This is a genomic window from Streptomyces amakusaensis (assembly GCF_039532665.1).
Taxonomy (GTDB): domain Bacteria; phylum Actinomycetota; class Actinomycetes; order Streptomycetales; family Streptomycetaceae; genus Streptomyces; species Streptomyces amakusaensis.
Genome location: NZ_BAAASB010000004.1, coordinates 205983 through 230765, shown reverse-complemented (window position 1 = coordinate 230765; position 24783 = coordinate 205983). Strand labels below are relative to the sequence as shown.

The 24783-nt window shown below is 71.8% G+C and carries 22 protein-coding genes, 1 pseudogene and 1 riboswitch; of the genes and pseudogenes, 19 read left to right on the top strand and 4 right to left on the bottom strand.

The features are described from left to right. Window positions 1–19: 19 nt before the first annotated feature. Both ABD371_RS08555 and galE read right to left on the bottom strand, forming a co-directional pair. Window positions 20–961 (bottom strand): cation diffusion facilitator family transporter, encoded by a 942-nt coding sequence (locus ABD371_RS08555; RefSeq protein WP_344474504.1) that lies wholly within the window; start codon window positions 959–961, stop codon window positions 20–22. 271 nt (window positions 962–1232) lie between these two features. Continuing rightward, window positions 1233–2219: a UDP-glucose 4-epimerase GalE gene (gene galE / locus ABD371_RS08550; RefSeq protein WP_344474501.1), complete on the bottom strand. Its 987-nt coding sequence runs from the start codon at window positions 2217–2219 to the stop codon at window positions 1233–1235. Window positions 2220–2531: 312 nt separating this feature from the next. Here galE and ABD371_RS08545 point away from each other — a divergent pair, with 312 nt between their 5' ends. The 17 genes and pseudogenes from ABD371_RS08545 (at window position 2532) to ABD371_RS08465 (ending at window position 20360) form a co-directional block, all read left to right on the top strand. After that, complete coding sequence (locus ABD371_RS08545; protein ID WP_344474986.1) at window positions 2532–4364, top strand: DUF5941 domain-containing protein; 1833 nt, start codon at window positions 2532–2534, stop codon at window positions 4362–4364. Beyond that, window positions 4361–5113, top strand: coding sequence for a phosphocholine cytidylyltransferase family protein (locus ABD371_RS08540; RefSeq protein WP_344474498.1), 753 nt, complete (start codon window positions 4361–4363; stop codon window positions 5111–5113). The genes ABD371_RS08545 and ABD371_RS08540 overlap by 4 nt, the downstream gene beginning before the upstream one ends. After that, complete coding sequence (locus ABD371_RS08535) at window positions 5101–6162, top strand: iron-containing alcohol dehydrogenase family protein (protein WP_344474496.1); 1062 nt, start codon at window positions 5101–5103, stop codon at window positions 6160–6162. Before ABD371_RS08540 ends, ABD371_RS08535 begins: the two co-directional genes overlap by 13 nt. Then, entirely contained in the window at window positions 6140–6922 is a 783-nt protein-coding gene (locus ABD371_RS08530; protein WP_344474494.1) for a CDP-alcohol phosphatidyltransferase family protein, read from the top strand. Before ABD371_RS08535 ends, ABD371_RS08530 begins: the two co-directional genes overlap by 23 nt. A 116-nt stretch (window positions 6923–7038) precedes the next feature. Next, a pseudogene (locus ABD371_RS08525) lies at window positions 7039–7173 on the top strand (glycosyltransferase family 2 protein); the annotation flags it as partial. A gap of 101 nt (window positions 7174–7274) precedes the next feature. Further along, on the top strand, window positions 7275–8204 hold the full coding sequence (locus tag ABD371_RS08520; RefSeq protein WP_190123582.1) for an ABC transporter permease: 930 nt from the start codon (window positions 7275–7277) through the stop codon (window positions 8202–8204). Next, entirely contained in the window at window positions 8197–8982 is a 786-nt protein-coding gene (locus ABD371_RS08515) for an ABC transporter ATP-binding protein (protein WP_190123583.1), read from the top strand. Before ABD371_RS08520 ends, ABD371_RS08515 begins: the two co-directional genes overlap by 8 nt. 460 nt (window positions 8983–9442) lie before the next feature. Next, a complete protein-coding gene (gene hpnC / locus ABD371_RS08510; RefSeq protein WP_344474490.1) occupies window positions 9443–10432 on the top strand; it encodes a squalene synthase HpnC in 990 nt (329 codons plus the stop codon). Between the two features lie 8 nt (window positions 10433–10440). Continuing rightward, on the top strand, window positions 10441–11379 hold the full coding sequence (gene hpnD, locus ABD371_RS08505; RefSeq protein WP_344474487.1) for a presqualene diphosphate synthase HpnD: 939 nt from the start codon (window positions 10441–10443) through the stop codon (window positions 11377–11379). Continuing rightward, window positions 11376–12794: a hydroxysqualene dehydroxylase HpnE gene (gene hpnE / locus ABD371_RS08500; protein WP_344474484.1), complete on the top strand. Its 1419-nt coding sequence runs from the start codon at window positions 11376–11378 to the stop codon at window positions 12792–12794. The genes hpnD and hpnE overlap by 4 nt, the downstream gene beginning before the upstream one ends. A 38-nt stretch (window positions 12795–12832) precedes the next feature. Continuing rightward, the gene (locus tag ABD371_RS08495; protein ID WP_344474984.1) at window positions 12833–13900 is read left to right on the top strand and encodes a polyprenyl synthetase family protein; all 1068 of its coding nucleotides are present in this window, start codon (window positions 12833–12835) and stop codon (window positions 13898–13900) included. A 185-nt stretch (window positions 13901–14085) separates the two neighbouring features. Next, window positions 14086–16194: a squalene--hopene cyclase gene (shc, locus tag ABD371_RS08490; protein WP_344474481.1), complete on the top strand. Its 2109-nt coding sequence runs from the start codon at window positions 14086–14088 to the stop codon at window positions 16192–16194. Beyond that, the gene (locus tag ABD371_RS08485; RefSeq protein ID WP_344474478.1) at window positions 16194–16934 is read left to right on the top strand and encodes a phosphorylase family protein; all 741 of its coding nucleotides are present in this window, start codon (window positions 16194–16196) and stop codon (window positions 16932–16934) included. The genes shc and ABD371_RS08485 overlap by 1 nt, the downstream gene beginning before the upstream one ends. A 5-nt stretch (window positions 16935–16939) precedes the next feature. After that, window positions 16940–17962 (top strand): adenosyl-hopene transferase HpnH, encoded by a 1023-nt coding sequence (gene hpnH / locus ABD371_RS08480; protein ID WP_344474475.1) that lies wholly within the window; start codon window positions 16940–16942, stop codon window positions 17960–17962. Window positions 17963–18048: 86 nt separating this feature from the next. Continuing rightward, window positions 18049–19443, top strand: coding sequence for an aspartate aminotransferase family protein (locus ABD371_RS08475; protein WP_344474472.1), 1395 nt, complete (start codon window positions 18049–18051; stop codon window positions 19441–19443). Window positions 19444–19519: 76 nt separating this feature from the next. Continuing rightward, a complete protein-coding gene (locus ABD371_RS08470; RefSeq protein ID WP_190123589.1) occupies window positions 19520–20140 on the top strand; it encodes an XRE family transcriptional regulator in 621 nt (206 codons plus the stop codon). Between the two features lie 55 nt (window positions 20141–20195). Beyond that, window positions 20196–20360: a DUF6126 family protein gene (locus tag ABD371_RS08465; protein ID WP_344474467.1), complete on the top strand. Its 165-nt coding sequence runs from the start codon at window positions 20196–20198 to the stop codon at window positions 20358–20360. 33 nt (window positions 20361–20393) lie between these two features. On the opposite strand, the gene ABD371_RS08460 is transcribed toward ABD371_RS08465, so the two are convergent. Further along, window positions 20394–21206: a tyrosine-protein phosphatase gene (locus ABD371_RS08460; RefSeq protein ID WP_344474464.1), complete on the bottom strand. Its 813-nt coding sequence runs from the start codon at window positions 21204–21206 to the stop codon at window positions 20394–20396. Window positions 21207–21628: 422 nt separating this feature from the next. After that, a riboswitch (cyclic di-AMP (ydaO/yuaA leader) is annotated at window positions 21629–21849 on the top strand. 4 nt (window positions 21850–21853) lie between these two features. Between ABD371_RS08460 and ABD371_RS08455 the strand changes: the two genes are divergently transcribed. After that, complete coding sequence (locus tag ABD371_RS08455) at window positions 21854–22900, top strand: M23 family metallopeptidase (protein WP_344474461.1); 1047 nt, start codon at window positions 21854–21856, stop codon at window positions 22898–22900. Between the two features lie 150 nt (window positions 22901–23050). Next, the gene (locus ABD371_RS08450; protein ID WP_344474458.1) at window positions 23051–23842 is read left to right on the top strand and encodes an SGNH/GDSL hydrolase family protein; all 792 of its coding nucleotides are present in this window, start codon (window positions 23051–23053) and stop codon (window positions 23840–23842) included. 47 nt (window positions 23843–23889) lie between these two features. Here ABD371_RS08450 and ABD371_RS08445 read toward each other — a convergent pair whose 3' ends face one another. Beyond that, on the bottom strand, window positions 23890–24777 hold the full coding sequence (locus tag ABD371_RS08445) for an STM4011 family radical SAM protein (RefSeq protein WP_344474455.1): 888 nt from the start codon (window positions 24775–24777) through the stop codon (window positions 23890–23892). Window positions 24778–24783 lie beyond the last annotated feature (6 nt).

Genomic DNA, 24783 nt, shown 5'->3' with positions numbered 1-24783 from the left:
CGGGAGCGCGCTCCGGGCGTCAGTGGCAGAGGCTCGCCTCGTGCTCCGCGTGGCCGGCGGGCTCCAGCTGGAAGGTGCAGTGCTCCACGTCGAAATGCGATCCGAGGCAGCCCTGAAGATCGTGGAGCATCCTCTCGTGGCCCATGGAGTCGAGCACGCCCTGGCTCACCACCACGTGCGCGGAGAGCACCGGCATCCCGGAAGTGATCGTCCAGGCGTGCAGATCGTGGACGTCCTCCACGCCGGGCAGCGCCACTATGTGCGCCCGTACCTCGTCCATGTCGACGTCCTTGGGCGCGATCTCCAGCAGGACGCGCAGCGTCTCGCGCAGCAGCTTGACCGTGCGCGGCACGATCATCAGCGCGATCAGCAGCGAGGCGATCGGGTCGGCCGCCTGCCAGCCGGTGGTGAGGATCACCGTCGCCGAGACCAGGACGGCGACCGAGCCCAGCGCGTCGTTGAGGACCTCCAGATACGCGCCCCGCACATTGAGGCTCTCCTTCTGCCCGCGCATCAGCAGCGAGAGGGAGATCACATTGGCGATCAGGCCGATCAGGCCGAAGACGATCGTCAGCCCGCCCTCGGTCTCGGTGGGCGTGATGAACCGCTGGATCGCCTCGTACACCACATAGGTGCCGACGCCCAGCAGCAGCAGACAGTTGGCGAGCGCCGAGAGGATCTCGGCGCGGGCGAGGCCGAAGGTGCGGTTGGCGCTCGCCGGCCGGTTGGCGAAGTGGATGGCCAGCAGCGCCATGGCGAGGCCCACCGCGTCGGTGGCCATGTGCGCCGCGTCGGCGACCAGGGCGAGCGAACCGGTGACGAACCCGCCGACGATCTCCAGGACCATCACGCCCAGGGTGATCGCCAGGGCGATCCGCAGCCGCCCCCGGTAGGCCGCGGCGGCGGTGCCGGTCGGCGGCGGCCCTCCGTGTGTGTGTCCGTGGTCGTGCCCAGCCCCCATCGAAAACGCCTCCCAGTCGTCGGAGATCGGTCTGATTCCGACCTCAGTCAACTACGGGTGGGGGGTATGGGCAACACGGCACTGAACACCGTTGTCATATCGCCTGACCTGCGGAAACGATCCGCAGGTCAGCGCGGTGAGAGATCATTTCGGACCGGTCGGGCGCGCCGCGGGCGACGGCCGCGGCGCACCCGGTCCGGTCATCCCGCGCAGGCCTGGACGGCTCGTCCGGGGAACGCCGGGACGGCTCCCGGCCCGGCGGCCGGGGCGCTCATCGCGCGCGGGCCTCGGGGTGCCGCAGGCACCAGCCCTCCCACGCCGACTCGACCATCTCGCGCACCCCGCGCGAGGCCGTCCACCCCAGCTCCTCGCCGATCAGCTCGACCGAGGCCACCGCCTTCGCCGCGTCGCCCGGGCGGCGCGGCTCGACCACCGGCTCCACCGGCCGCCCGGTGACCTCGCCGACCAGGGAGGCCAGCTCCCGCACCGAGACCCCCTCGCCGCGTCCGATGTTGACCGTCAGATCCCCCGGCGTCCGCTGCGCGGCGAGCCTGCGGGCCACCGCCAGGTGCGCGTCGGCGAGATCCGCGACATGGATGTAGTCGCGGATGCCGGTGCCGTCCGGCGTCGGATAGTCGTCGCCGAAGATCCGGGGCGCGTCGCCCTGGGTGATCCGGTCGAAGAACATCGGGATGATGTTGAAAACCCCGATGTCCGACAGCTCGGGGGAGGCCGAGCCGGCCACATTGAAGTACCGCAGGCACGCCGTCGACAGGGAGTGCGCCCGCCCGGCGGCCCGTACCAGCCACTCCCCGGCCAGCTTGGTCTCGCCGTAGGGGTTGATCGGGGCACAGGGGGCCGACTCCGGGATCAGATCCAGCTCCTCGGGCACCCCGTACACGGCCGCCGACGAGGAGAAGAGGAAGGTGCCCACCCCGGCCTTGACGACCGCCTCCAGCAGCACGGTCAGCCCGTGCACATTCTCCCGGTAGTACCGCAGCGGCTCCTCGACCGACTGGCCGACCTGCTTCTTGGCCGCGAGATGGACGACCCCCGTGATCCCGTGCTCCCCCAGGGTGCGGTCCAGCAGCTCCCGGTCCAGGACCGCCCCCCGTACCAGCGGGACCCCCTCGGGCAGTCGCTCGACCACACCGGACGACAAGTCGTCCAGCACGACGACCCGCTCGCCGGCCTCCGTCATCGCCCGCGCCACATGCGCGCCGATGTATCCCGCTCCACCTGTTATCAGCCACGTCATACCGTCAGCCTATGGCCTGGCCCCCGGATCGCCCCGGGACCGCGCCGATCATGAGCGGCCCCGCGGATCGGGCCCGCTCCCCGGGGGGCCGGGTTTGTGGGCCGGGGCACTGATCAACGATGATGATCTCCGACTGGGCCCCACCGGGGTTCTGTCACGGCGACCGGTGCCCGATCGGGGCGTAAACGGCCAGTGAACTCCCCTCTGAGCGCATCCGATAGCCTCTGCCGAAGCCTTGCCGACGTGCTGCCGCCCGAGTGACGGGCCGGGCCGTCGCGCACCCACACCCTCGGTTCCAAGGAGTGAGTTCGTCTGTCGACCGCCATCCTCACCGGTCCGCCCGTGCCCGGTTCGTCGCTCGAGGGCGATCTGCGGTCGCTGGGCTTCGACGTACGCGTCTCCCCCGGAGCCGACCGGACCGCCGAGCTGCTCGCCGAGGTCCCGGGGGCCGACCGGGTCGCCGTCGTGGACGCCCGCTTCGTCGGCCACGTCCACGCGCTGCGCCTCGCGCTGACCGACCCCCGCTTCCCGGCGGCCGCCGTCCCCGGCGCGCTGACCGTCCAGCCCGCCGGCCGCGCCGCCCTCGTCAGGGCGCTCGCCGGCACCGGCGCCCCGGACACCGCGCGGGCGGCGGCCGAGGCCCCGGCCGTGATCACCTCCGACACCGTGCTGCCCGATGTGCTCGCCCAGGGGGTGGAGGCCGACGGCACCCCCGTGCACCGGCCCGAGCTGGGCTCCCTCGTCGCGACCGTCCCCGGCGACCCCCGGGCCCTGGACGAGGCCCGGCAGGCCGTCCTGGCCGTCGACGACGAGGCCGTACGGCTGCGCTCCTCGGTCAAGGCCCGCGACGGCTTCTTCACCACGTACTGCGTCAGCCCGTACTCACGGCACATCGCCCGCTGGTGCGCCCGCCGGGGTCTCACCCCCAACCAGGTGACCACCGCGTCGCTGATCACCGCGCTGATCGCGGCGGGCTTCGCCGCGACCGGCACCCGGGCGGGCTTCGCCGTCGCCGGTCTGCTGCTGCTCCTCTCCTTCGTGCTGGACTGCGCCGACGGCCAGCTCGCCCGCTACTCCCTCCAGTACTCCACGATGGGGGCCTGGCTCGACGCCACCTTCGACCGGGCCAAGGAGTACGCGTTCTACGCGGGCCTGGCGCTCGGCGCGGCCCGGGCGGGCGACGACGTGTGGGCGCTGGCACTCGGCGCGATGGTGCTCCAGACCTGCCGGCATGTCGTGGACTTCTCCTTCAACGAGGCCAACCACGACGCGGTCTCCAACACCAGCCCCACCGCCGCCCTCTCCGACAAGCTCGACAGCGTCGGCTGGACGGTCTGGGTGCGCCGGATGATCGTCCTCCCGATCGGCGAGCGCTGGGCCATGATCGCCGTGCTGACCGCCGTGACCACCCCCCGGATCGTCTTCTACGCGCTCCTCGTGGGCTGCGGCTTCGCCGCCTGCTACACCACCGCCGGCCGGCTGCTGCGCTCGCTGACCCGCAAGGCCACCAGGACCGAGCGCGCCACCCGGGCGCTGGCGGAGCTGGCCGACTCCGGGCCGCTCGCCGAGACCGTCGCCAGGGCCGCCCGCCCGCTCGCGCGCCGGCTGCCCGCGATCGCCCCGCCCGTCATCGCCCTGCTGGGCGGCGGCGCGCTGGCCGCCACCGCCGTGCTCAGCCCGTACGGCTCCCTCTGGCCGCTCCTCGCCGCCGTCGGCTACGTCCTCACCTCGGGCCTCGCCGTCGCCCGCCCGCTGGGCGGCGCGCTCGACTGGCTGGTCCCGCCCGCCTTCCGGGCCGCCGAGTACGGCACGATCCTGGCCCTGGCCGCCCGCGCCGACGTGGACGGGGCGCTGCCCGCCGCTTTCGGCCTGGTGTCGGCGGTCGCCTACCATCACTACGACACGGTCTACCGCATCCGCGGGGGCACCGGGGCGCCGCCGCGGTGGCTGGTGCGGGTGATCGGCGGGCACGAGGGCCGGATCCTGGCCGTCGCGCTGCTGGCCGCACTGGTCACCGCCACCGACTTCACCATCGCGCTGACGGCCCTGGCCGTCGTCGTCGCACTCGTGGTGCTGGTGGAGAGCATCCGCTTCTGGGTGTCCTCCGCCGCGCCCGCCGTACATGACGAAGGAGAACCCGCATGATCGGCCTTGTCCTGGCCGCCGGTGCCGGACGGCGTCTTCGCCCCTACACCGACACGCTTCCCAAGGCCCTCGTGCCCGTGGGCCCCGAGCGGGACGGGGTCTCCAAGACCGTCCTCGACATGACCCTCGCCAACTTCGCCGAGATCGGTCTCACCGAGGCCGCGATCGTCGTCGGCTACCGCAAGGAGGCCGTCCACGAGCGCAAGGCCGCGCTGGAGGCCGCGTACGGCCTGAAGCTGACCCTCGTCGAGAACGACAAGGCCGAGGAGTGGAACAACGCCTACTCCCTGTGGTGCGCCCGTGACGTGCTGAAGCGGGGCGTCATCCTCGCCAACGGCGACACCGTCCACCCGGTCTCCGTCGAGCGCACCCTGCTCGCCGCCCGGGGCGACGGCAAGAAGATCATCCTCGCCCTCGACACGGTGAAGAACCTCGCCGACGAGGAGATGAAGGTGATCACCGAGGACGGCCTCGGCGTCCGCCGGATCACCAAGCTCATGGACCCCGCCACCGCCACCGGCGAGTACATCGGCGTCACCCTGATCGAGCCCGAGGCCGCCGAGGAACTGGCGGACGCCCTCAGGGCGACCTTCGAGCGCGACCCCGACCTCTACTACGAGGACGGCTACCAGGAACTGATCGACCGAGGCGTCACCGTGGACGTCGCCCCCATCGGGGACGTGCCGTGGGTGGAGATCGACAACCACGACGACCTCGCGAAGGGCCGTGAGATCGCGTGCCTGTACTGACCCGGCTCATCCCTTCGCCGGTCGTCGTCGACATCCGGCGGGGAGCGCTGGACGATCTGGCCGGCCTCCTCGCCGACCAGCGGATCTCCGCGTCCGGAAAGCTCGCCGTCGCGCTGAGCGGCGGCTCCGGCCGCGCGCTGCGCGAGAAGCTGGAGCCGGCGCTGCCGGGCGCGGACTGGTTCGAGGTTGCCGACGGCACCATCGACTCGGCCGTCCGGCTCGCCGACGCCATCAAGGGACAGCGGTACGACGCCGTGGTCGCCCTCGGCGGCGGCAAGATCATCGACGTCAGCAAGTACGCGGCGGCCCGGGTCGGCCTGCCGCTGGTCTCGGTCGCCACCAATCTGGCGCACGACGGCATCTGCTCGCCGGTCGCCACCCTCGACAACGACAACGGCCGGGGCTCCTACGGCGTGCCCACGCCCATCGCCATGGTCATCGACCTCGATGTGATCCGCGACGCCCCGGCCCGGTTCATCCGCTCCGGCGTCGGCGACACGGTCTCCAATCTGTCGGCGATCGCGGACTGGGAGCTCTCCCACCGCGTGAACGGCGAGCCCGTCGACGGACTCGCCGCCGCCATGGCCCGCACGGCGGGGGAGTCCGTACTGCGCCACCCCGGCTCGGTCGCCGACGACGAGTTCCTCACCGTGCTCGCCGAGGGGCTCGTCCTCACCGGCATCGCCATGTCGATCAGCGGTGACACCCGCCCGTCGTCCGGCGCCTGCCACGAGATCAGCCACGCCTTCGACCTGCTGTATCCGCAGCGCGCCGCCAGCCACGGCGAACAGGTCGGACTCGGCGCGGCCTTCGCCATGCATCTGCGCGGGGCCCCTCAGCAGGCCGGGCTCTTCGCGGAGGTGCTGCGGCGGCACGAGCTGCCCGTGCTGCCCGCCGAAATCGGTTTCTCCGTCGACGAGTTCGTCGCGGCCGTGGAGTACGCCCCGCAGACCAGGCCGGGCCGCTTCACCATCCTTGAACACCTCGACCTCACCACCGACCAGATCAGGGACGCGTACGCCGACTATGCCAAGACCATCCGTAGCTGAGCTCCGCCCGGTCGTTCACCCGGAGGGAGTGAAGGACCGGAGAAGCGGCGAGCACTGGGCCGGACGCCTGTACATGCGGGAAATCTCGCTGCACGTCGACCCGTATCTGGTGAACACCAGGATCACGCCCAACCAGCTGACCCATCTCATGATCGTGGTGGGGGTCATCGGCGGCGCGGCCCTGCTGATCCCCGGGCTGACCGGCGCGATCCTCGCCGCCGTCCTCTTCCAGCTCTATCTGCTGCTCGACTGCGTCGACGGCGAGGTCGCCCGCTGGCGCGGACAGACCTCGATCACCGGCGTCTATCTCGACCGGATCGGCCACTACATCTGCGAGGCCGCCCTGCTGGTCGGCTTCGGAGTCCGGGGTGCCGACGCCTTCGGCGACGGCCGCCCCGAGTGGCTGTGGGCCTTCCTCGGCACGGTCGCCGCCCTCGGCGCGATCCTGATCAAGGCCGAGACCGACCTGGTCGACGTCGCCCGCCAGCGCAGCGGTCTGCCGGCCGTCAAGGACGAGGCCTCCGTGCCCCGCTCCTCCGGTCTGGCGCTCGCCCGCCGCGCCGCCGCCGCCCTCAAGTTCCACCGGCTCGTCGGCGGGATCGAGGCCAGCCTCTTCATCCTGGTGATGGCCGTCCTCGACACCGTCCAGGGCGACGGTCTCTTCTTCACCCGCCTCGGCATCGCGGTCCTCGCCGGCATCGCCGTCGTCCAGACCCTGCTGCACCTGGTGTCGATCCTGGCGTCGAGCAGGCTGAAGTGACGGCGGACCTCAGGCCGGGCGCGGTGATCATCACCATGGGGGACCGCCCCGATGATCTGCGCGCCCTGCCGGACCCGGTCGCCGGGCAGGACGGCGACCGGGTGGAGGTCGCCGTCCCCCGGGGGGCCGCCCTGAAGGCCCGGGCGGGCGGATTCACGGAAGGCCGGCGGACCCCCCGCGAGCCCCGCCGGCCCATGAAGTGGCGAACTGTGCGGAGGCTCACCCGACTGGGCCGGCCTCCGGTGATCTGACAAGCTTGGGCCTTGAGAGCTCCGGGCGCACTCCGGGATTCCGGCGACGACCCGGAGCCGCGCCCCCACTGCCGCGCATCTCGAAGACGAAAGTATCCCTTGTGAGTGACACATCCCCTGACGGTGCGATCACGATGACCGCCCGGCCATCGGCCGACGATGCTCTGTCCCCGGCGCAGCTCGCCGCCAAGTACGGTCTTTCGGTCAGCGGCGCCCGCCCGGGACTGGCCGAGTATGTGCGTCAGCTCTGGGGCCGGCGACATTTCATCCTGGCCTTCTCGCAGGCCAAGCTGACCGCCCAGTACAGCAAGGCCAAGCTGGGCCAGCTCTGGCAGGTGGTGACCCCGCTGCTGAACGCGCTGGTCTACTACCTGATCTTCGGACTGATCCTCGGCACCCGGGGCGGGATGTCCGACGAGGTCTTCGTGCCGTTCCTGGTGACGGGTGTCTTCGTCTTCACCTTCACCCAGAGCTCCGTGATGTCGGGCGTACGGGCCATCTCGGGCAATCTGGGGCTGGTGCGGGCCCTTCACTTCCCGCGCGCCTCGCTCCCCATCTCCTTCGCGCTCCAGCAGCTCCAGCAGCTGCTGTTCTCGATGATCGTGCTGGTCCTGATCGTGATCGGCTTCGGCAGCTACCCCACGCTGTCCTGGCTGCTGATCATTCCCGCGCTGGCGCTCCAGTTCGTCTTCAACACCGGCCTCGCGCTGATCGTGGCCAGGCTCGGCAGCAAGACGCCCGACCTCGCCCAGCTGATGCCGTTCATCATGCGGACCTGGATGTACGCGTCCGGCGTGATGTTCTCCATCCCGCTGATGCTGAAGGACAAGCCGTCCTGGATCGCCGATGTGCTCCAGTGGAACCCGGCCGCCGTCTACATGGACCTGATCCGCTTCGCGCTGATCGACGGCTACGGCTCCAGCAACCTGCCGGACCATGTCTGGGCGCTCGCGCTGGGCTGGGCGCTCGTGTTCGGCATCCTTGGTTTCGTGTACTTCTGGAAGGCTGAGGAACGGTATGGCCGTGGCTGAGAACAACACCGGACGAATCCCCACCGTCATCGCCGACGACGTCCACATCGTCTACCGCGTCCACGGCTCGGCCGGCGGCCGGGGCAGTGCCACCGCCGCGCTCAGCCGGATCCTGCGGCGCAAGAAGGGCGAGCAGCAGCGGGGTGTGCGCGAGGTGCACGCCGTGCGCGGCGTCTCCTTCACCGCCTACCGGGGCGAGGCGATCGGTCTGATCGGCACCAACGGCTCCGGCAAGTCGACGCTGCTGCGCGCCATAGCCGGACTGCTGCCCACCGAGCGCGGCCATGTCTACACCGACGGCCAGCCCTCGCTGCTGGGTGTCAACGCGGCGCTGATGGGCGATCTGACCGGCGAGCGCAATGTGATCCTCGGCGGACTGGCCATGGGCATGTCGCGCGAGCAGATCCGCGACCGCTACCAGTCCATCGTCGACTTCTCCGGGATCAACGAGAAGGGCGACTTCATCACGCTGCCGATGCGCACCTACTCCTCCGGCATGGGCGCGCGGCTGCGGTTCTCCATCGCTGCGGCCAAGGACCACGACGTCCTGATGATCGACGAGGCCCTCGCCACCGGTGACCGCAAGTTCCAGATCCGCTCCGAGCAGCGCATCCGTGAGTTGCGCAAGGAGGCGGGCACGGTCTTCCTGGTGAGCCACAGCAACAAGTCGATCAGGGACACCTGCGACCGTGTGCTCTGGCTGGAGAAGGGCGAGCTGCTGATGGACGGGCCCACCGACGAGGTCCTCAAGGCGTACGAAAAGGAAACCGGCAAGTAGTTACCAGAACGAGACCAAGGGGCCGGCGACGGAGCCGGTCCTGATGGAGGCCCCCGCTTTGACATCCGGGCGGGGGCCTTATCGCGTCCTGTCACATGACGGCCGCGCATCGGCCGTGACCACGGCGATACGGGCCCCGGAGCGGCATGGCGAAAATCAAGACCGGGGCCATGAGGGAAGGTTGACCGCGAGTGCGGCGCTCTTGCAGGGACCGCGACGCCCGGACACATGACCCGGGCGTCGCGCAACGTAAGCTGGACCGGTGCGGAATCACGGCAAGTGGGGCGATACGCCCCCGATGCCCGGGCCGACGGGCGGACCTCGCGCGGTCGGGAAGACCGGCGGCGTGTCCGAAATGGGATGGATTGGATCGGCAGTGTAGAACGGGAGATGTGACGGCAATGATCGGATATCTCCAGCCCCGCGAGACTTTCGCCGTCCCCGCCCCAGGCAGCCACCGATGACCGCGACCCGGCCGACGCACCCGGCGGACCCCGGCGCGCGCGGCACCCTCGACAAGGCCACCGCCGAGAACTTCCCCGTGGCCCCCTTCTTCCTGCCGCGCGCCTCGCGCGAGCACATCATGGCCCTCTACGGCTACGCACGGCTCGTCGACGACATCGGCGACGGAGACCTCGCGCCCGGCGGCGCGGACGCCCGCCACCTCGGCGTCGACCCCGCCGACGCGGACGACCGGCTGATCATGCTCGACGCCTTCGAGGCGGATCTGCGGAGGGTCTTCGCCGCCCCCGGCGACGGCTCCCCCCGCGACGGCTCCGACGGCCCCGGCTCCGACGGCCCCGGCACCGACGGCCCCGGCAGTGAGCCCCGGCACCCCCTGCTGCGCGCGCTGCGCCCCACCGTCCGCGCCCGCTCCCTCACCATCGAGCCGTTCCTCGGCCTGATCGAGGCGAACCGCCAGGACCAGCTGGTCACCCGCTACGAGACGTACGACGAACTCCTCGCCTACTGCGAGCTGTCCGCCAACCCCGTCGGAAACCTCGTCCTCCAGGTCGGCGGAGTGCTGAGCCCCGAGCGGCTGCGCCGCTCGGACGCCATCTGCACCGCGCTCCAGATCGTCGAGCACCTCCAGGACGTCTCCGAGGACCTCGCCGCCGGCCGGATCTATCTGCCCGCCGAGGACATGCGGCGCTTCCACGTCAGTGAGACCGATCTCTCGGCCGCCACCGGGAACGCATCCGTCCGCGCCCTCGTTGCCTACCAGGCGGACCGTGCCCGCCGTCTGCTGGACGAGGGCGCACCGCTGGTGGGCAGCGTCGACGGCAGACTGCGGCTGCTGCTCGCCGGATTCGTCGCGGGAGGGTACGCAGCCCTCGCCGCGATCAGGTCCGCCGGACACGACGTACTGCCCGGCCCGCCCAGAACCGCCAGGACGCGACTGCTGCGTGAAACGGGAGCCGTCCTGCGAAGAACGCGTAAAGAGAGGTGAGCCGGACCATGGAGCAAACCACCCAGATGCCGGCACCGGTACAGGCCGCGTACAGCTACTGCGAGGCCGTCACCGGACAGCAGGCGCGCAACTTCGCGTACGGCATCCGACTCCTGCCGCCGGACAAGCGGCAGGCCATGTCCGCGCTGTACGCGTTCTCGCGACGCGTGGACGACATCGGCGACGGCGACCTCGCCCCCGACGACAAGCGCTCCCGGCTGGAGGCCACCCGGGAGCTGCTGGAGCGCGTCCGCCGCGACGAGGTCGCCGAGGACGACACCGACCCGGTCGCGGTCGCCCTCGCGGACACCGCGCGGCGCTTCCCGCTGCCGCTCGGCGGGCTCGACGAACTCATCGACGGCGTCCTCATGGACGTCCGCGGCGAGACCTACGAGACCTGGGACGACCTCAAGACGTACTGCCGGTGCGTCGCGGGAGCCATCGGACGGCTCTCGCTCGGAGTCTTCGGCACCCAGGAGGGCGCGCGCGGGGCCGAGCGCGCCGCGGAGTACGCGGACACCCTCGGGCTCGCGCTCCAACTCACCAACATCCTGCGGGACGTCCGCGAGGACGCCGGCCACGGGCGCACCTACCTGCCCGCCGACGACCTCGCCAAGTTCGGCTGCTCCGAGGGCTTCCGCGCCGCGAGCCCGCCGCCGGGAGCGGACTTCGCCGGTCTCGTCCACTTCGAAGTGCGCCGGGCCCGCGCCCTCTTCGCCGAGGGGTACCGGCTGCTGCCGATGCTCGACCGGCGCAGCGGCGCGTGCGTCGCCGCGATGGCCGGCATCTACCGGCGGCTCCTGGACCGCATCGAGCGCGACCCCGAGGCCGTCCTGCGCGGCCGGGTCTCGCTCCCCGGCCGGGAGAAGGCGTACGTCGCCGTCCGGGGACTCTCCGGCCTGGACGCCCGGCACATCAGCAGGCAGACCCTGAGGGGGCGCGCGTGACAGGCCACCACACCGGCGGCGACGGGACGCGCCCCCGGCGCGCCGTGGTCGTCGGCGGCGGACTCGCCGGCGTCACCGCCGCGCTCCAGCTCGCGGACGCGGGCCTCGCCGTCACCCTGCTGGAGAGCCGTCCCCGCCTCGGCGGGCTCGCCTTCTCCTTCCGCCGGGGCGAGCTGACCGTCGACAACGGCCAGCACGTCTATCTGCGCTGCTGCACCGCGTACCGCTGGTTCCTCGACCGGATCGGCGGCACCGCGCTCGCCCCGGTGCAGGACCGGCTCGACGTGCCCGTGCTCGACGTCGGACGCCCCGGCCGCCCGAGGCTGGGACGGCTGCGCCGCACCGCGCTGCCCGTACCGCTGCACCTCGCGGCCAGCCTCGCCACCTATCCCCACCTCAGCCTCGCCGAACGGGCCTCCGTAGGCCGCGCCGCGCTCGCGCTCGGCCGGCTCGACCCCGACGACCCGGCGCTCGACGGCATCGACTTCGCCACCTGGCTCGGCCGCCACGGCCAGTCCCGGCGGACCATCGAGGCCCTGTGGGACCTCGTCGGCGTGGCGACGCTCAACGCCACGGCGCCCGACACCTCCATGGGCCTCGCCGCGAAGGTCTTCAAGACCGGGCTGCTCACCGAGCCCGGCGCGGCCGACATCGGCTGGGCCCGGGTACCGCTCGGCGAGCTGCACGACACCCTCGCCCGCAAGGCGCTCGAAGCCGCCGGGGTCAGGGTGGAGACCGCCGTCAAGGTGCGCGGCATCGAGCGCGACCCGGTGGCCGACGGCGCCGGCTGGAGCGTCGCGACCGGCGAGACCGGCGGCGAGCCCCTGACGGCCGACACCGTCGTCCTCGCCGTCGCCCAGCGCGAGGCCCACGCCCTGCTGCCGGACGGCGCGCTCGCCGACCCCGACCGGCTGCTCGACATCGGCACCGCGCCCATCCTCAACATCCATGTCCTCTACGACCGCAAGGTGCTGCGCCGCCCCTTCTTCACCGCGCTCGGCAGCCCCGTCCAGTGGGTCTTCGACCGCACCGAGGCCTCCGGGCTGACGGACGGCCAGTATCTGGCGCTGTCGCAGTCCGCCGCCCAGGACGAGATCGACGCACCCGTCGCCGAGCTGAGGGCCCGCTATCTGCCCGAACTGGAACGGCTGCTGCCGCCCGCGCGGCACGCCGGGGTGAACGACTTCTTCGTCACCCGGGAGCGCACCGCCACCTTCGCGCCCACCCCCGGCGTCGGCAGACTGCGCCCCGGCGCCGTCACCCGCGCGCCCGGGCTGTATCTGGCGGGCGCGTGGACCGCCACCGGCTGGCCCGCGACCATGGAAGGCGCCGTACGCAGCGGATTCACCGCGGCCGACGCGGCGCTCCGTGCTCTCGGCCGCCCCCATGCACATCCGCTCAAGGAGGCGGCGTGAGCCCGAGTACCGGAACAAGAGGAGAGACCGTGCCGACTGTGCCTTCGGCGAACCCGGCTGATGACACCGCAGCGGGCGTCGACATCGCCGCGCTGCTGGAGCGCGGACGCGACATGTCGACGCCGGAGCTGCGCGCCGCCGTCGACCGGCTCGCATCCCCCATGGACACCGTCGCCGCCTACCACTTCGGCTGGATCGACGCCCACGGTCTGCCGGCCGACGGCGACGGCGGAAAGGCCGTGCGCCCCGCGCTCGCGCTGCTCTCCGCCGAGGCCGCCGGAGCCCGTCCCGAGGTCGGCGTCCCCGGGGCCGTCGCCGTCGAGCTGGTGCACAACTTCTCGCTGCTCCACGACGATCTGATGGACGGCGACGAGCAGCGCCGCCACCGCGACACGGTGTGGAAGGTGCACGGCCCGGCACAGGCGATCCTCGTCGGCGACGCCCTCTTCGCGCTCGCCAACGAAGTCCTGCTGGAACTGGGCACGGTGGAGGCCGGCCGGGCCACCCGCCGGCTGACCGCCGCCACGCGCAAGCTCATCGACGGCCAGGCCCAGGACATCTCCTACGAGCACCGCGAGCGGGTCACCGTCGAGGAGTGCCTGGAGATGGAGGGCAACAAGACCGGCGCCCTGCTCGCCTGCGCCGTCTCCATCGGCGCGGTCCTCGGCGGCGCGGACGACCGCACCGCCGACACCCTGGAGGAGTACGGCTACCACCTCGGCCTCGCCTTCCAGGCCGTCGACGATCTGCTCGGCATCTGGGGCGACCCGGTCAGCACCGGCAAGCAGACCTGGAGCGATCTGCGCCAGCGCAAGAAGTCCCTGCCCGTCGTCGCCGCCCTCGCCGAGGGCGGGCCGGCCTCCCGCCGGCTCGGCGAACTGCTCGCCGCCGACGCCAAGAGCAATGACTTCGCCAGCTTCTCCGAGGAGGAGTTCGCCACCCGGGCCGCGCTGATCGAAGAGGCCGGCGGCCGCGAGTGGACCTCCCAGGAGGCCCGCCGCCAGCACGCCGTCGCCATCGCCGCGCTGGACGGCGTCGAGCTGCCCGAGCAGGTCAGGGCGCAGCTCGTGGCGCTCGCCGACTTCGTCGTGGTCCGCAAGCGGTGAATCCGCCCCCATCGGCCGGAGGGACGAATCTCATGAAAGAGGTGACACACACCCCCGCCGCGGCATCCATCATGTCTTCCATATGAATCGCAGTCGCCGGCCGGCGACCGGGCAACCGGAAGCCGGCCGACGGACACCCCCGGCACAGCAGCGCATCACGCATCACTGCACGGTAAGGGGAAGCCATGACAGCGACGACCGATGGAAGCGGCGGGTCGGCACGGGCCAGTGGGGCCACCGCCGAAGAGAAGATCTATCTGCATCAGCCCGCGGAGACGCGTCCCTCCGCGGACGCCGACGCTCCCGAGGACGGGTCCGTACAGCTCCGCACGGGCACGGGCACGGGTACGGGCACAGGGGCGACGGAGACCGGGGAGCCGCCCGCGAGCGATCCGCCCGGGATCGCGGCCCGCGCGGTCGCCAGGGCGGTCGACCATCTGCTGAGCAGACAGGACGCCGAGGGCTGGTGGAAGGGGACGCTCGAGACCAATGTGACGATGGACGCCGAAGATCTCCTGATGCGTCAGTTCCTCGGCATCCCGGACGCCCGTGTCACCGAGGCGGCGGCCCGTTTCATCCGGGGTGAGCAGCGGGAGGACGGCACCTGGGCCACCTTCTTCGGCGGCCCCGGCGAACTCTCCGTCACCATCGAGGCGTACGTCGCCCTCCGGCTCGCCGGGGACGCGCCCGACGATCCGCACATGGCCCGGGCGTCCGCCTGGATCCGCGAGCACGGCGGGATCGCCGCCTCCCGGGTCTTCACCCGGATCTGGCTCGCGCTCTTCGGCTGGTGGCGCTGGGACGACCTCCCCGAGATGCCGCCCGAGCTGATCTTCCTTCCCTCCTGGTTCCCGCTGAACATCTACGACTTCGGCTGCTGGGCGCGGCAGACCATCGTGCCGCTGACCATCGTCTCGGCGAAGCGGCCGGTCAGAGCCGCGCCGTTCGCCCTCGACGAGCTGCACACCGACCACCGCGATCCCAACCCGGCCAAGCCGCTCGCCCCGGCGACCAGCTGGAGCGGCTTCTTCCAGCGGACCGACCGGCTCCTCCACCGCTACCACCGGATCGCCCCGCGCGCCGTGCGCGGCGCGGCGGTCCGGGCGGCGACCAGGTGGATCGTCGAGCGCCAGGAGAAGGACGGCTGCTGGGGCGGGATCCAGCCGCCCGCCGTGTACTCCCTCATCGCCCTGCATCTGGTCGGCTACGACATCGGGCACCCGGTGATGCGGGCCGGACTGGAGTCGCTGGACCGGTTCGCCGTCTGGCGCGAGGACGGCGCGCGGATGGTCGAGGCGTGCCAGTCACCCGTCTGGGACACCTGTCTCGCCACCGTCGCACTCGCCGACGCGGGGGTGCCCGCCGACCATCCGGCGCTGGTCAAGGCGGCCGACTGGATGCTCGGCGAGGAGATCGTGCGCCCCGGCGACTGGTCGGTGCGCCGGCCGGGACTCGCCCCCGGCGGCTGGGCCTTCGAGTTCCACAACGAGACCTACCCCGACATCGACGACACCGCCGAGGTGATCCTCGCCCTGCGCCGGGTCCGCCACCCCGAGCCCGCGCGGGTCGACGCGGCCGTCGCCCGGGGCGGACGCTGGACGCTCGGCATGCAGTCCGGCGACGGCGCGTGGGGCGCGTTCGACGCCGACAACACCAGCCGCTTCCCGGGCCGGCTGCCGTTCAGCGACTTCGGCGAGGTGATCGACCCGCCGTCCGCCGACGTCACCGCCCATGTCGTCGAGATGCTCGCCCACGAGGGCCGGGCGGACCACCCCCGGGCCCGGCGCGGGATCCGCTGGCTCCTCGACCACCAGGAGCCCAGCGGGGCCTGGTTCGGCCGCTGGGGAGTCAACCATGTCTACGGCACGGGCTCGGTCGTCCCCGCGCTGATCGCCGCCGGGATCCCCGCCTCGCACCCCGCGGTCCGCCGCGCGGTCCGCTGGCTCGAATCCGTCCAGAACGACGACGGCGGCTGGGGCGAGGACCTGCGCTCCTACCGCGAGGAGACCTGGGTGGGCCAGGGCGAGTCCACCGCCTCCCAGACCGCCTGGGCGCTGATCGCGCTGCTCGCGGCGGGGGAGCGGGGGAGCGCCGCCGTCGAGCGGGGCGTCGGCTGGCTGGCCGGCGCGCAGCTCGCGGACGGCTCCTGGGACGAGCCGCACTTCACCGGGACCGGCTTCCCCTGGGACTTCTCCATCAACTACCACCTGTACCGGCAGGTCTTCCCGCTCACCGCGCTCGGCCGCTATGTGCACGGGGAACCCGTCCTCGCCGCACACCGTCAGGGGGGCTGATGCCCTGGGACCCGGCCATCGCGCCGGGGCCCGGCCCCGGCGCGCCGCTGCTGATCGTCTGCGCCCTGGGCATCGAGAGATTCGCCCTGCTGCGCGGCGAGGCCCGCCACGGGCGCGGCGGCCACCGGGCGGCCGGCCCTGCCGCCGGGCCGGTCACCGGCCCTGTCCCCGTCCCCGCCCCCGGCCCGCCGGCCGGCTCCGTCACCGTGCTCCGTACCGGCATGGGCCCGCGGAACGCCGAGCGCGCCGTCCGCGCCGCGCTGGACCAGGCCCCCCTGCGGCACGCGGCGGTGCTCGCGGCGGGCTTCTGCGGCGGCCTCGCCCCCGGGATGCGCCCGGGCGACCTCGTGGTCGCCGCCGAGACCCGGCACGGGTCCGCCGTCGTCCCCTGCACCGACCCCGGCCCCCTGGCCCGGGCCGTCGCCGGGGCCGCGCCCGGCCACCGGGTCCACACCGGACCGCTGACCGGCACGGACCATGTCGTACGAGGACCCGAGCGGGCCCGGCTGCGCGCCGCCGGGGCGATCGCGGCCGACATGGAGAGCGCCGCCGTCCTGCTGGCGGCGGTGCGCGCGGGCCCCCGCCCCGTTGCCGCCGTCCGGGTGATCGTGGACGCCCCGGAGCACGAGCTGGTCCGCATCGGCACCGTACGCGGTGGAATATCTGCTTTCCGCGTTCTCCGTTCCGTCCTTCCCGCGTTCCATGAATGGCACCGTTCTTTGCCGCTCCCCAGGAGGTGAGCTAGATGGCCATGCCGCTCCGCCAGACCATCCGGGTAGGGACCTACCTCTTTGAACAGAAACTCCGCAAGCGCGAGAAGTTTCCGCTCATCGTCGAACTCGAACCCCTCTTCGCCTGCAATCTGAAGTGCGAGGGCTGCGGGAAGATCCAGCACCCGGCCGGAGTCCTGAAACAGCGCATGCCGGTCGCCCAGGCGGTCGGGGCGGTGCTGGAGTCCGGAGCGCCGATGGTCTCCATCGCCGGCGGGGAACCGCTGATGCACCCCCACATCGACGAGATCGTGCGGCAGTTGGTGGAGCGGAAGAAGTACGTCTTCCTCTGCACCAACGCCATGCTGCTGCGCAAGAAGATCGAGAAATTCACCCCCTCCCGGTATTTCGCCTTCGCCGTCCACATCGACGGACTCCGCGAACGCCACGACGAATCGGTCGCCAAGGAAGGGGTGTTCGACGAGGCCGTGGAGGCGATCAAAGAGGCCAAGAAGCGCGGATTCCGGGTCACCACCAACTCCACCTTCTTCAACACCGACACCCCGCAGACCGTCATCGAGGTCCTGAACTACCTCAATGACGAGCTGGAGGTCGACGAGATGATGATCTCGCCGGCCTACGCCTACGAGAAAGCCCCCGACCAGGAGCACTTCCTCGGCGTGGAACAGACCAGACAGCTGTTCAAGAAATCCTTCGCCGACGGAAACCGGCGGCGCTGGCGGCTCAACCACTCACCGCTCTTCCTCGACTTCCTCGAAGGCAAGGCGGACTTCCCCTGCACCGCGTGGGCGATCCCCAACTACTCCCTCTTCGGCTGGCAGCGCCCCTGCTATCTGATGAGCGACGGCTATGTCCCCACGTACCGCCAGCTCATCGAGGAGACCGACTGGGAGAAGTACGGCCGGGGCAAGGACCCGCGCTGCGCCAACTGCATGGCGCACTGCGGCTACGAGCCCACCGCCGTCCTGGCCACCATGGGATCGCTCAAGGAATCGCTTCGGGCGGCCCGCGAGACGATGTCCGGAAGCCGGGGCTGAGCGGACGCCCGCCACGACGGAGGGCCGGACCGCGCGAGGCCGCGCGGTCCGGCCCCCGGCCAGGCCCAGCCCAGGAGAGATGAGGAATGACCGACCCGTCGCCGCCCTTCGACCTGGCCCGGCTGCTCGCCGAGCGCGGCTCGGAGCGCTATGAGCTGCACACCCGCCACCTCAACCACCAACTGCCCCGCATGCTCCGCACCATCGGCTTCGACAAGGTCTACGTCCGGGCCGAGGGCGCCTACTTCTGGGACGCCGACGGCGACGACTACCTCGACATGCTCTCCGGCTTCGGGGTGATGGGCCTGGGCCGCCACCACCCCGTCGTACGGAAGGCCCTGCACGACGTCCTCGACGCCTCCCTCGCCGACCTCACCCGCTTCGACTGCCAGCCGCTGCCCGGACTGCTGGCCGAGAGACTCCTCACCCACAGCCCCCACCTCGACCGGGTGTTCTTCACCAGCAGCGGCACGGAAGCGGTGGAGACCGCCCTGAAATTCGCCCGTTGCGCCACCGGCAGACCCAGGGTGCTCTACTGCGACCACGCCTTCCACGGGCTGACCACCGGCTCCCTCTCGGTCAACGGCGAATCGGGCTTCCGCGACGGATTCGCCCCGCTGCTCCCCGACACCGCCGTCCCCCTCGGCGACCTCGACGCGCTCCGGCGCGAGCTGGACCGGGGCGATGTGGCCGCTCTGATCGTGGAACCGATCCAGGGCAAGGGCGTCCACGAGGCCCCGCCCGGATATCTGCCCGCCGCGCGGGAGCTGCTCCACCGCCACGGGGCGCTGCTGATCGCGGACGAGGTGCAGACGGGCCTCGGACGCACCGGCGACTTCTACGCCCACCAGCACGAACCCGGGGCGGACCCCGATCTGATCTGCGTGGCCAAGGCCCTCTCCGGCGGCTATGTGCCGGTCGGCGCGACCCTCGGCAAGGACTGGATCTTCCAGAAGGTCTACTCCTCGATGGACCGGGTGCTGGTCCACTCGGCCAGCTTCGGCGCCAACGCCCAGGCCATGGCGGCGGGCCTGGCGGTGCTCTCGGTGATCGAGGACGAACAGCTCGTCGCCAACGCGCGCGCCACCGGCGAACTGCTGCGCACCCGGCTCGCGGCGCTCGTGGACCGCTACGAGTTCCTGCACGCGGTGCGCGGCCGGGGGCTGATGACCGGAATCGAGTTCGGCCGTCCCGTCTCGCTCAAGCTGCGCGGTCGCTGGACCATGCTCCAGGCGGCCCGCAAGGGACTCTTCGCGCAGATGGTGGTCGTCCCGCTGCTGCGCAGACACCGGATCCTCACCCAGGTCTCCGGCGACCGGCTGGAGGTGATCAAGCTGATCCCGCCGCTGACCATCGGGGAGCGGGAGGTGGACCGCTTCCTCGACGCCTTCACGGCGGTCATGGACGACGCGCACTCCGGCGGCGGTCTGCTGTGGGACTTCGGCCGGACCCTGGTGGGACAGGCGCTGGCCAACCGCTGACCAGGGGTTTCACCAGGGATTTTGCCTCTGGGGCAAGAAACTTGCCTCAGAGGCAGTTTCCTGGCGCAATGGATCCATGCAGAGTCCTCCCGGGGGCCATCCCCCGGACCTCCGGTCTCCCGCGGGAGATTTCTCGGCCGAGCTGGCCGATGTCGCGCCCCGGCTGCGTGATCTGCGCCGCCGCCGCGGCCTCACCCTGGAGGCCGCCGCCCAGCGGGCCGGCCTCTCGCCCGCGCATCTCTCCCGGCTGGAGACCGGCCGCCGACAGCCCTCGCTGCCGATGCTGCTCTCCCTCGCCAGGATCTACGGTACGACCATCGCCGAGCTGCTGGGCGAGCTGTCGCCGGAGCACGACCCGGTGATCCGGGGCGGCAGCCGTGAGCCGGCCTTCGCCGACGGCTGGACCTACCACCAGGTGGGATCGCCCGGCCGGGCCATGCAGACGCTGCGGCTGATCGTCCCGTACGGAGCCCAGGGAGATCTGGTGCGGGTCCACCCCGGAGAGGAGTGGATGTACGTGCTCGACGGGCGGCTGAAGCTCACCCTCGGGGAGTCCGTGCACGAGCTGGGCCCCGGTGACAGCGCGCACTACGACTCGCTCACCCCGCACCGGCTCGCTGCCGCCTCCCGCGAGGGGGCCGAGCTGCTCTTCGCCCACACCCTGCTCCAGAGCCCCGACCTCTATCCGCACGCCTGAGCATTCCGCCGTCCGCAGTTCCGTACGCCCGAAAGTCCCGAAAGTGAGGACCGTCATGTCCGAGAACACCGCCGCGCCCCTGCCCGAGAAGCCCAAGTCCAAGGGCAAGCAGGAGGGCAAGTTCCCGATGGGAATGATCGTCCGGCTCTTCGCCTATCTGATCGCGGGCCACATCCTGGCCGGGTTCCTCTATCTGCTGTTCGAGATGGGCGGCAAGTGACGGTCCGCCCGGGCCGCGCCGCCCGACCCGGCCTCAGTCCTCGGTGAGGAGCCGTTCGCGCAGCCGCTCACGGGTCTCGGGGCCGATCCCCAGCCCTTCGGTGAGATAGCGCTCGGTGGTGCCCCAGATCTCCTCGACGGTGTCGAACGCGGCCCGCAGATACTCCGGGCGCGCGTCGAGGAGGGGAGCCATCAGCTCCAGCACCTCCGGGGAGGTCCCGGTCGGGGAGCTGTCGCCGTGGCGCACCCGGTAGCGCTGCCGGGGATCGCCGGACTTGAGATAGTCCGCCTCGACCGCCTCCCACTCCACGCCCACCGCGAGCAGGGCGATCGCTATCGACAGACCGGCCCGGTCCTTGCCCGCCGCGCAGTGCATCAGCGCGGGGACGCTGTCCTCCGCGAGGGCGCGCAGAATCCGGCCCTGCTCGCCGGTCCGCTCCCGGACGATCAGCCGGTACGACTCCTTCATCCGCTCCTCGCCCTTGCCGTCGGCCATGACCGACCGCAGCCGGCCGAGATCGCCGCTGCGGACCATCCTCCAGAACTCCACGCCCTCGGCCGGATCGCTGAGCGGCAGATTCACCTGGCGCACGCCGGGGAGCTCGGCGTCGGCCCCGTCCATCCGGATGTCGGCCGGGGTCCGGAAGTCGAAGATCGTGTGCAGTCCCAGCGTGCTCAGGAAGGCGATGTCGCTCTCCGTCGCGTGGGCGAGGTGGCCGCTGCGGTAGAGCCGCCCGAACCGGGTGCGCCTGCCGTCCGAGGTCGGCAGCCCGCCCACATCGCGGAAATTGCGGACTCCGACCAGCTCGGGCCCGGTCGAGGGGACCTGCGGCAGCTGCTGTGTCACAAAGACTCCTGAAGGTCACTGCCGTCGGCGCGGCTCGCCGACGGCGGAGTGTTCTCGACGATCATCTTGCCTTCCCGGCGTTCTGGGAAGATTCGGGACCGCCCGGCACATACGAATAGAGGCATTAGTCGCTTCTGGCCGAATTGGATTATTGCTCATAACTTGACCCATCTATGGGGTAGATGGGGTGCGGGTGGTGAGCAGGGTCATAGCGGTGACCGTCCGTGGCGGTGTGCCGGAAGCCGTTTTCGACGCAGTGAACGGAGTTGGGGTTCCGGGCTCCACGCAGGGTCACCGGATCCCCCGGGCCCGCGCGCGGTGGATCATCCGGCTCAATCGGAACAGCTTGTTCCGCTCCTGGTGGCTCGTCTACGGTCACGGCCATCCGGACGGACCGCCTCATCCTGCCGCCGACCGGATTCCCATCCCCATCGCCGCGTGGCAGGAGCGGGGGACCCAAGTCAGTACGCCGGCCCGGATCTCCGGACGGCCAGGGCCTGTCTGACGGATCTTGCTGGGCTCGCGGGCCCTGGTCCAGCCTGATCCGTCAGACAGGCCCTGGGGGTGAAGTCGCGCGACGAGCGCGGCCGGGCATCTCCAGCCCGAACCCGACAGCTCACCTCGCAGGCGCCGGAGAGGAACGCCCCATGCCCGCCAAGGGTAAGCACCGCCGTCCCAGAACCAGCACCCTCACCCGCGGCTACGTCGCCGCCCCCGGCGACGGCGCGGCCATCGCGCTGCCGCTGACGGTCGCGACCGGCGCGCACGCGGCGGAGCGGTCGGCCCCGGCCGCCTCGCCCGCCGCCGCTGCCGTGCCCGCCGCTGCCGCGCCCGCCGTGGCCGCCGCGCGGCCCGCCGAAGCCCCCGCCCCCGCCGTCTACCGGGTGGTCGCGGGCGACCACCTCTCCAAGATCGCGGACAAGCACCGGGTCGGCGGCTGGCAGAAGCTGTACGAGAAGAACCGCGCGGCCGTCGGCGACGATCCCTCGCTGATCCACCCCGGCCTCGAACTCACCCTCGGCGGGCGGACCGAGGCGCGGACGCAGGGCACCGCGAGCCAGGGCCGCGCCGCGCGCCCGGCCGCGCCCGCCCCGGCTCCGGCACCCGCCGCCGGCGGCAAGGGCCCGGCCGCGCCCGCCGCGCCCGCCGCCCCGCAGGCGAAGACCGCTCCCGCGCCCGCTCCGGCTGCCGCTGCGGGGCCTTCGGCCCGGCCCGCCGCCCCGGCCCAGGCCCCCGCCCCGGCTCCTGCCCCGGCCGAGCCTGCCGCCGAAGCGCCGGCCGACTCCTCCGGCTACACCACCCCGCTCGCCTCCGCCGCGGTCACCACCGCGTACCGCGCCTCGGGTGCCATGTGGTCCAGCGGCTACCACACCGGCGTCGACTTCGCGGCCCCCACCGGCACCGCCGTACGGTCCGTCGGTCCTGGCACCGTCGTCTCCGCGGGCTGGGCCGGTGCGTACGGCAACGAGGTCGTCATCCGGCACGCCGACGGAACCCACTCGCAGTACGCCCATCTCTCCTCCCTCTCCGTCTCCGCCGGGCAGAGCGTGAGCGGCGGCACCGGGATCGGCCTCTCCGGCTCCACCGGCAACTCCAGCGGCCCTCACCTTCACTTCGAGATCCGCACCGCCGCCGGCTACGGCTCGGACATCGACCCGGTGGCGTATCTCCGCCAGCACGGCGTCTCCCTCTGAAACACCCGAATCCCCTCGTACCGCACCGCGTTGCGAGGGGATTCGGCCGTATTCCCGTCCGGTCGATATCACGCGGTGGTATAGATCACCTCCCGTCAACCCCTCCTTACGGTCGCGTAGGTCACATCTGTAAGGACAAGATGAGTTCTTGTGGCAGACGATTCGAGAACAGAGACCAAGGGCGAGATCGGGTCGTACGCGGCGATCGGTGACAGCTTCACCGAGGGCGTCGGAGACCCCGGACCGGACGGGAGCTACATCGGCTGGGCGGACCGCTTCGCGGTTCTGCTCGCCGATCGCGGGCCCGAGCACACATTCCGCTACGCCAATCTGGCGGTGCGGGGCCGTCTCCTCGATCAGATCGTCGCGGAGCAGGTGCCGAGGGCCAGGGAGCTCGCTCCCGACCTGGTGTCGTTCTGTGCCGGGGGCAATGACATCATCCGGCCGGGCAGCGACCCCGACGATGTGGCCGAGCGCTTCGAGCGCGCGGTCGCCGACCTCACCAACGCCGTCGGCACGGTGATGGTCACCACCGGATTCGACACCCGTGGGGTGCCGGTCCTGCGCCATCTGCGGGGCAAGGTCGCCACCTACACCGCGCATGTACGAGCCATCGCCGACCGGTACGGCTGCCCCGTGCTCGATCTGTGGTCGCTCCGGTCGGTGCAGGACCGGCGCGCCTGGGACGGCGACCGGCTCCATCTCTCCCCCGAGGGGCACACCCGCGTCGCCCTCCGCGCCGCCCAGGTGCTCGGGCTCGACATCCCGGCCGACCCCGACCAGCCGTGGCCCCCGCTGCCCCCGCGCGGCACCCTGGAAGTACGGCGCGACGACATTCACTGGGCCCGTGAGCACCTCGGGCCCTGGATCGGCCGCAGACTGCGCGGCGAGAGCTCGGGCGACCACATCGAGGCCAAGCGCCCCGATCTGCTCCCGCTCTGAGGCATGGCGCGACCTTCGGGCCTCTTGTCCGGACCGGGCAAGAGGCCCTACCCAGGGCGGCCGATCGTCACGGACACCGGCCCGGCGGCCGGCCGCCGGGCCGGGATCCGCTCCAGCACACCGCCCGCGAAGACGTCGTACAGCGGCAGCGACTCCAGATGGACATAGCCGATGTGACAGTCGCAGACCGCGCGCGGACAGGCCCGGGGCCCCAGCGCCGCGCGGTAGGAACCGTCGTAGAGATTCCCCAGCTCCTCCCGGACGAAGTGGCAGCGGCGCACCGTGCCCTCGCCGTCCACCGAGATCACCGAGGCACCTGTGCGACAGGGCAGCCCCGCCGACCGGTGCGGATCGCGGCTGTACGGGAAGAGACCGTCCAGCTCCGTCCACTCGGCGGCCTCCGCGTCCGTGTAGCGGTGCCCCTCCGCCGCGTTCACCCAGAGATAGACGCGCTCGGGCAGCTCGGCGCGGAGCCTGCGGGCATGCTCCAGATGCTCGGGCAGCCCCACCGTGCCGACGCTGAACCGGACCCCGAGCCGGTCCAGCTCATGGCACTTGCCGAGGAAACGGTCATAAGGCGTCTGCCCCGGGTGGTAGGTGCACCAGAGCGCGACGCTCTCCCGGTCGGCCTCGGCGAGCCAGTCGGTACGGCAGCTCAGATTGGTCTGGATCGCCACCCGCCGCACCTGCGGCAGCCGGGACAGCTCGACGAGCGCGCGCCGGTACCAGGACCGGGTCAGCCCCTCGCCCCACGGGGTGAACAGCACCGACAGCCGGTCCTCGGTCCCCGCCGCCACCCAGGCGGTGAACCGCTCCAGCGCCGCCCGGTCCGCCCGCAGCCGCTCCGTGCTGTCGCGCCGCTTGGCGAACGGGCAGTACGGACAGTCGTAGTCGCAGGAGGAGAGCGGTCCCCGGTAGAGAACGGTCAGATCCATGGCGTC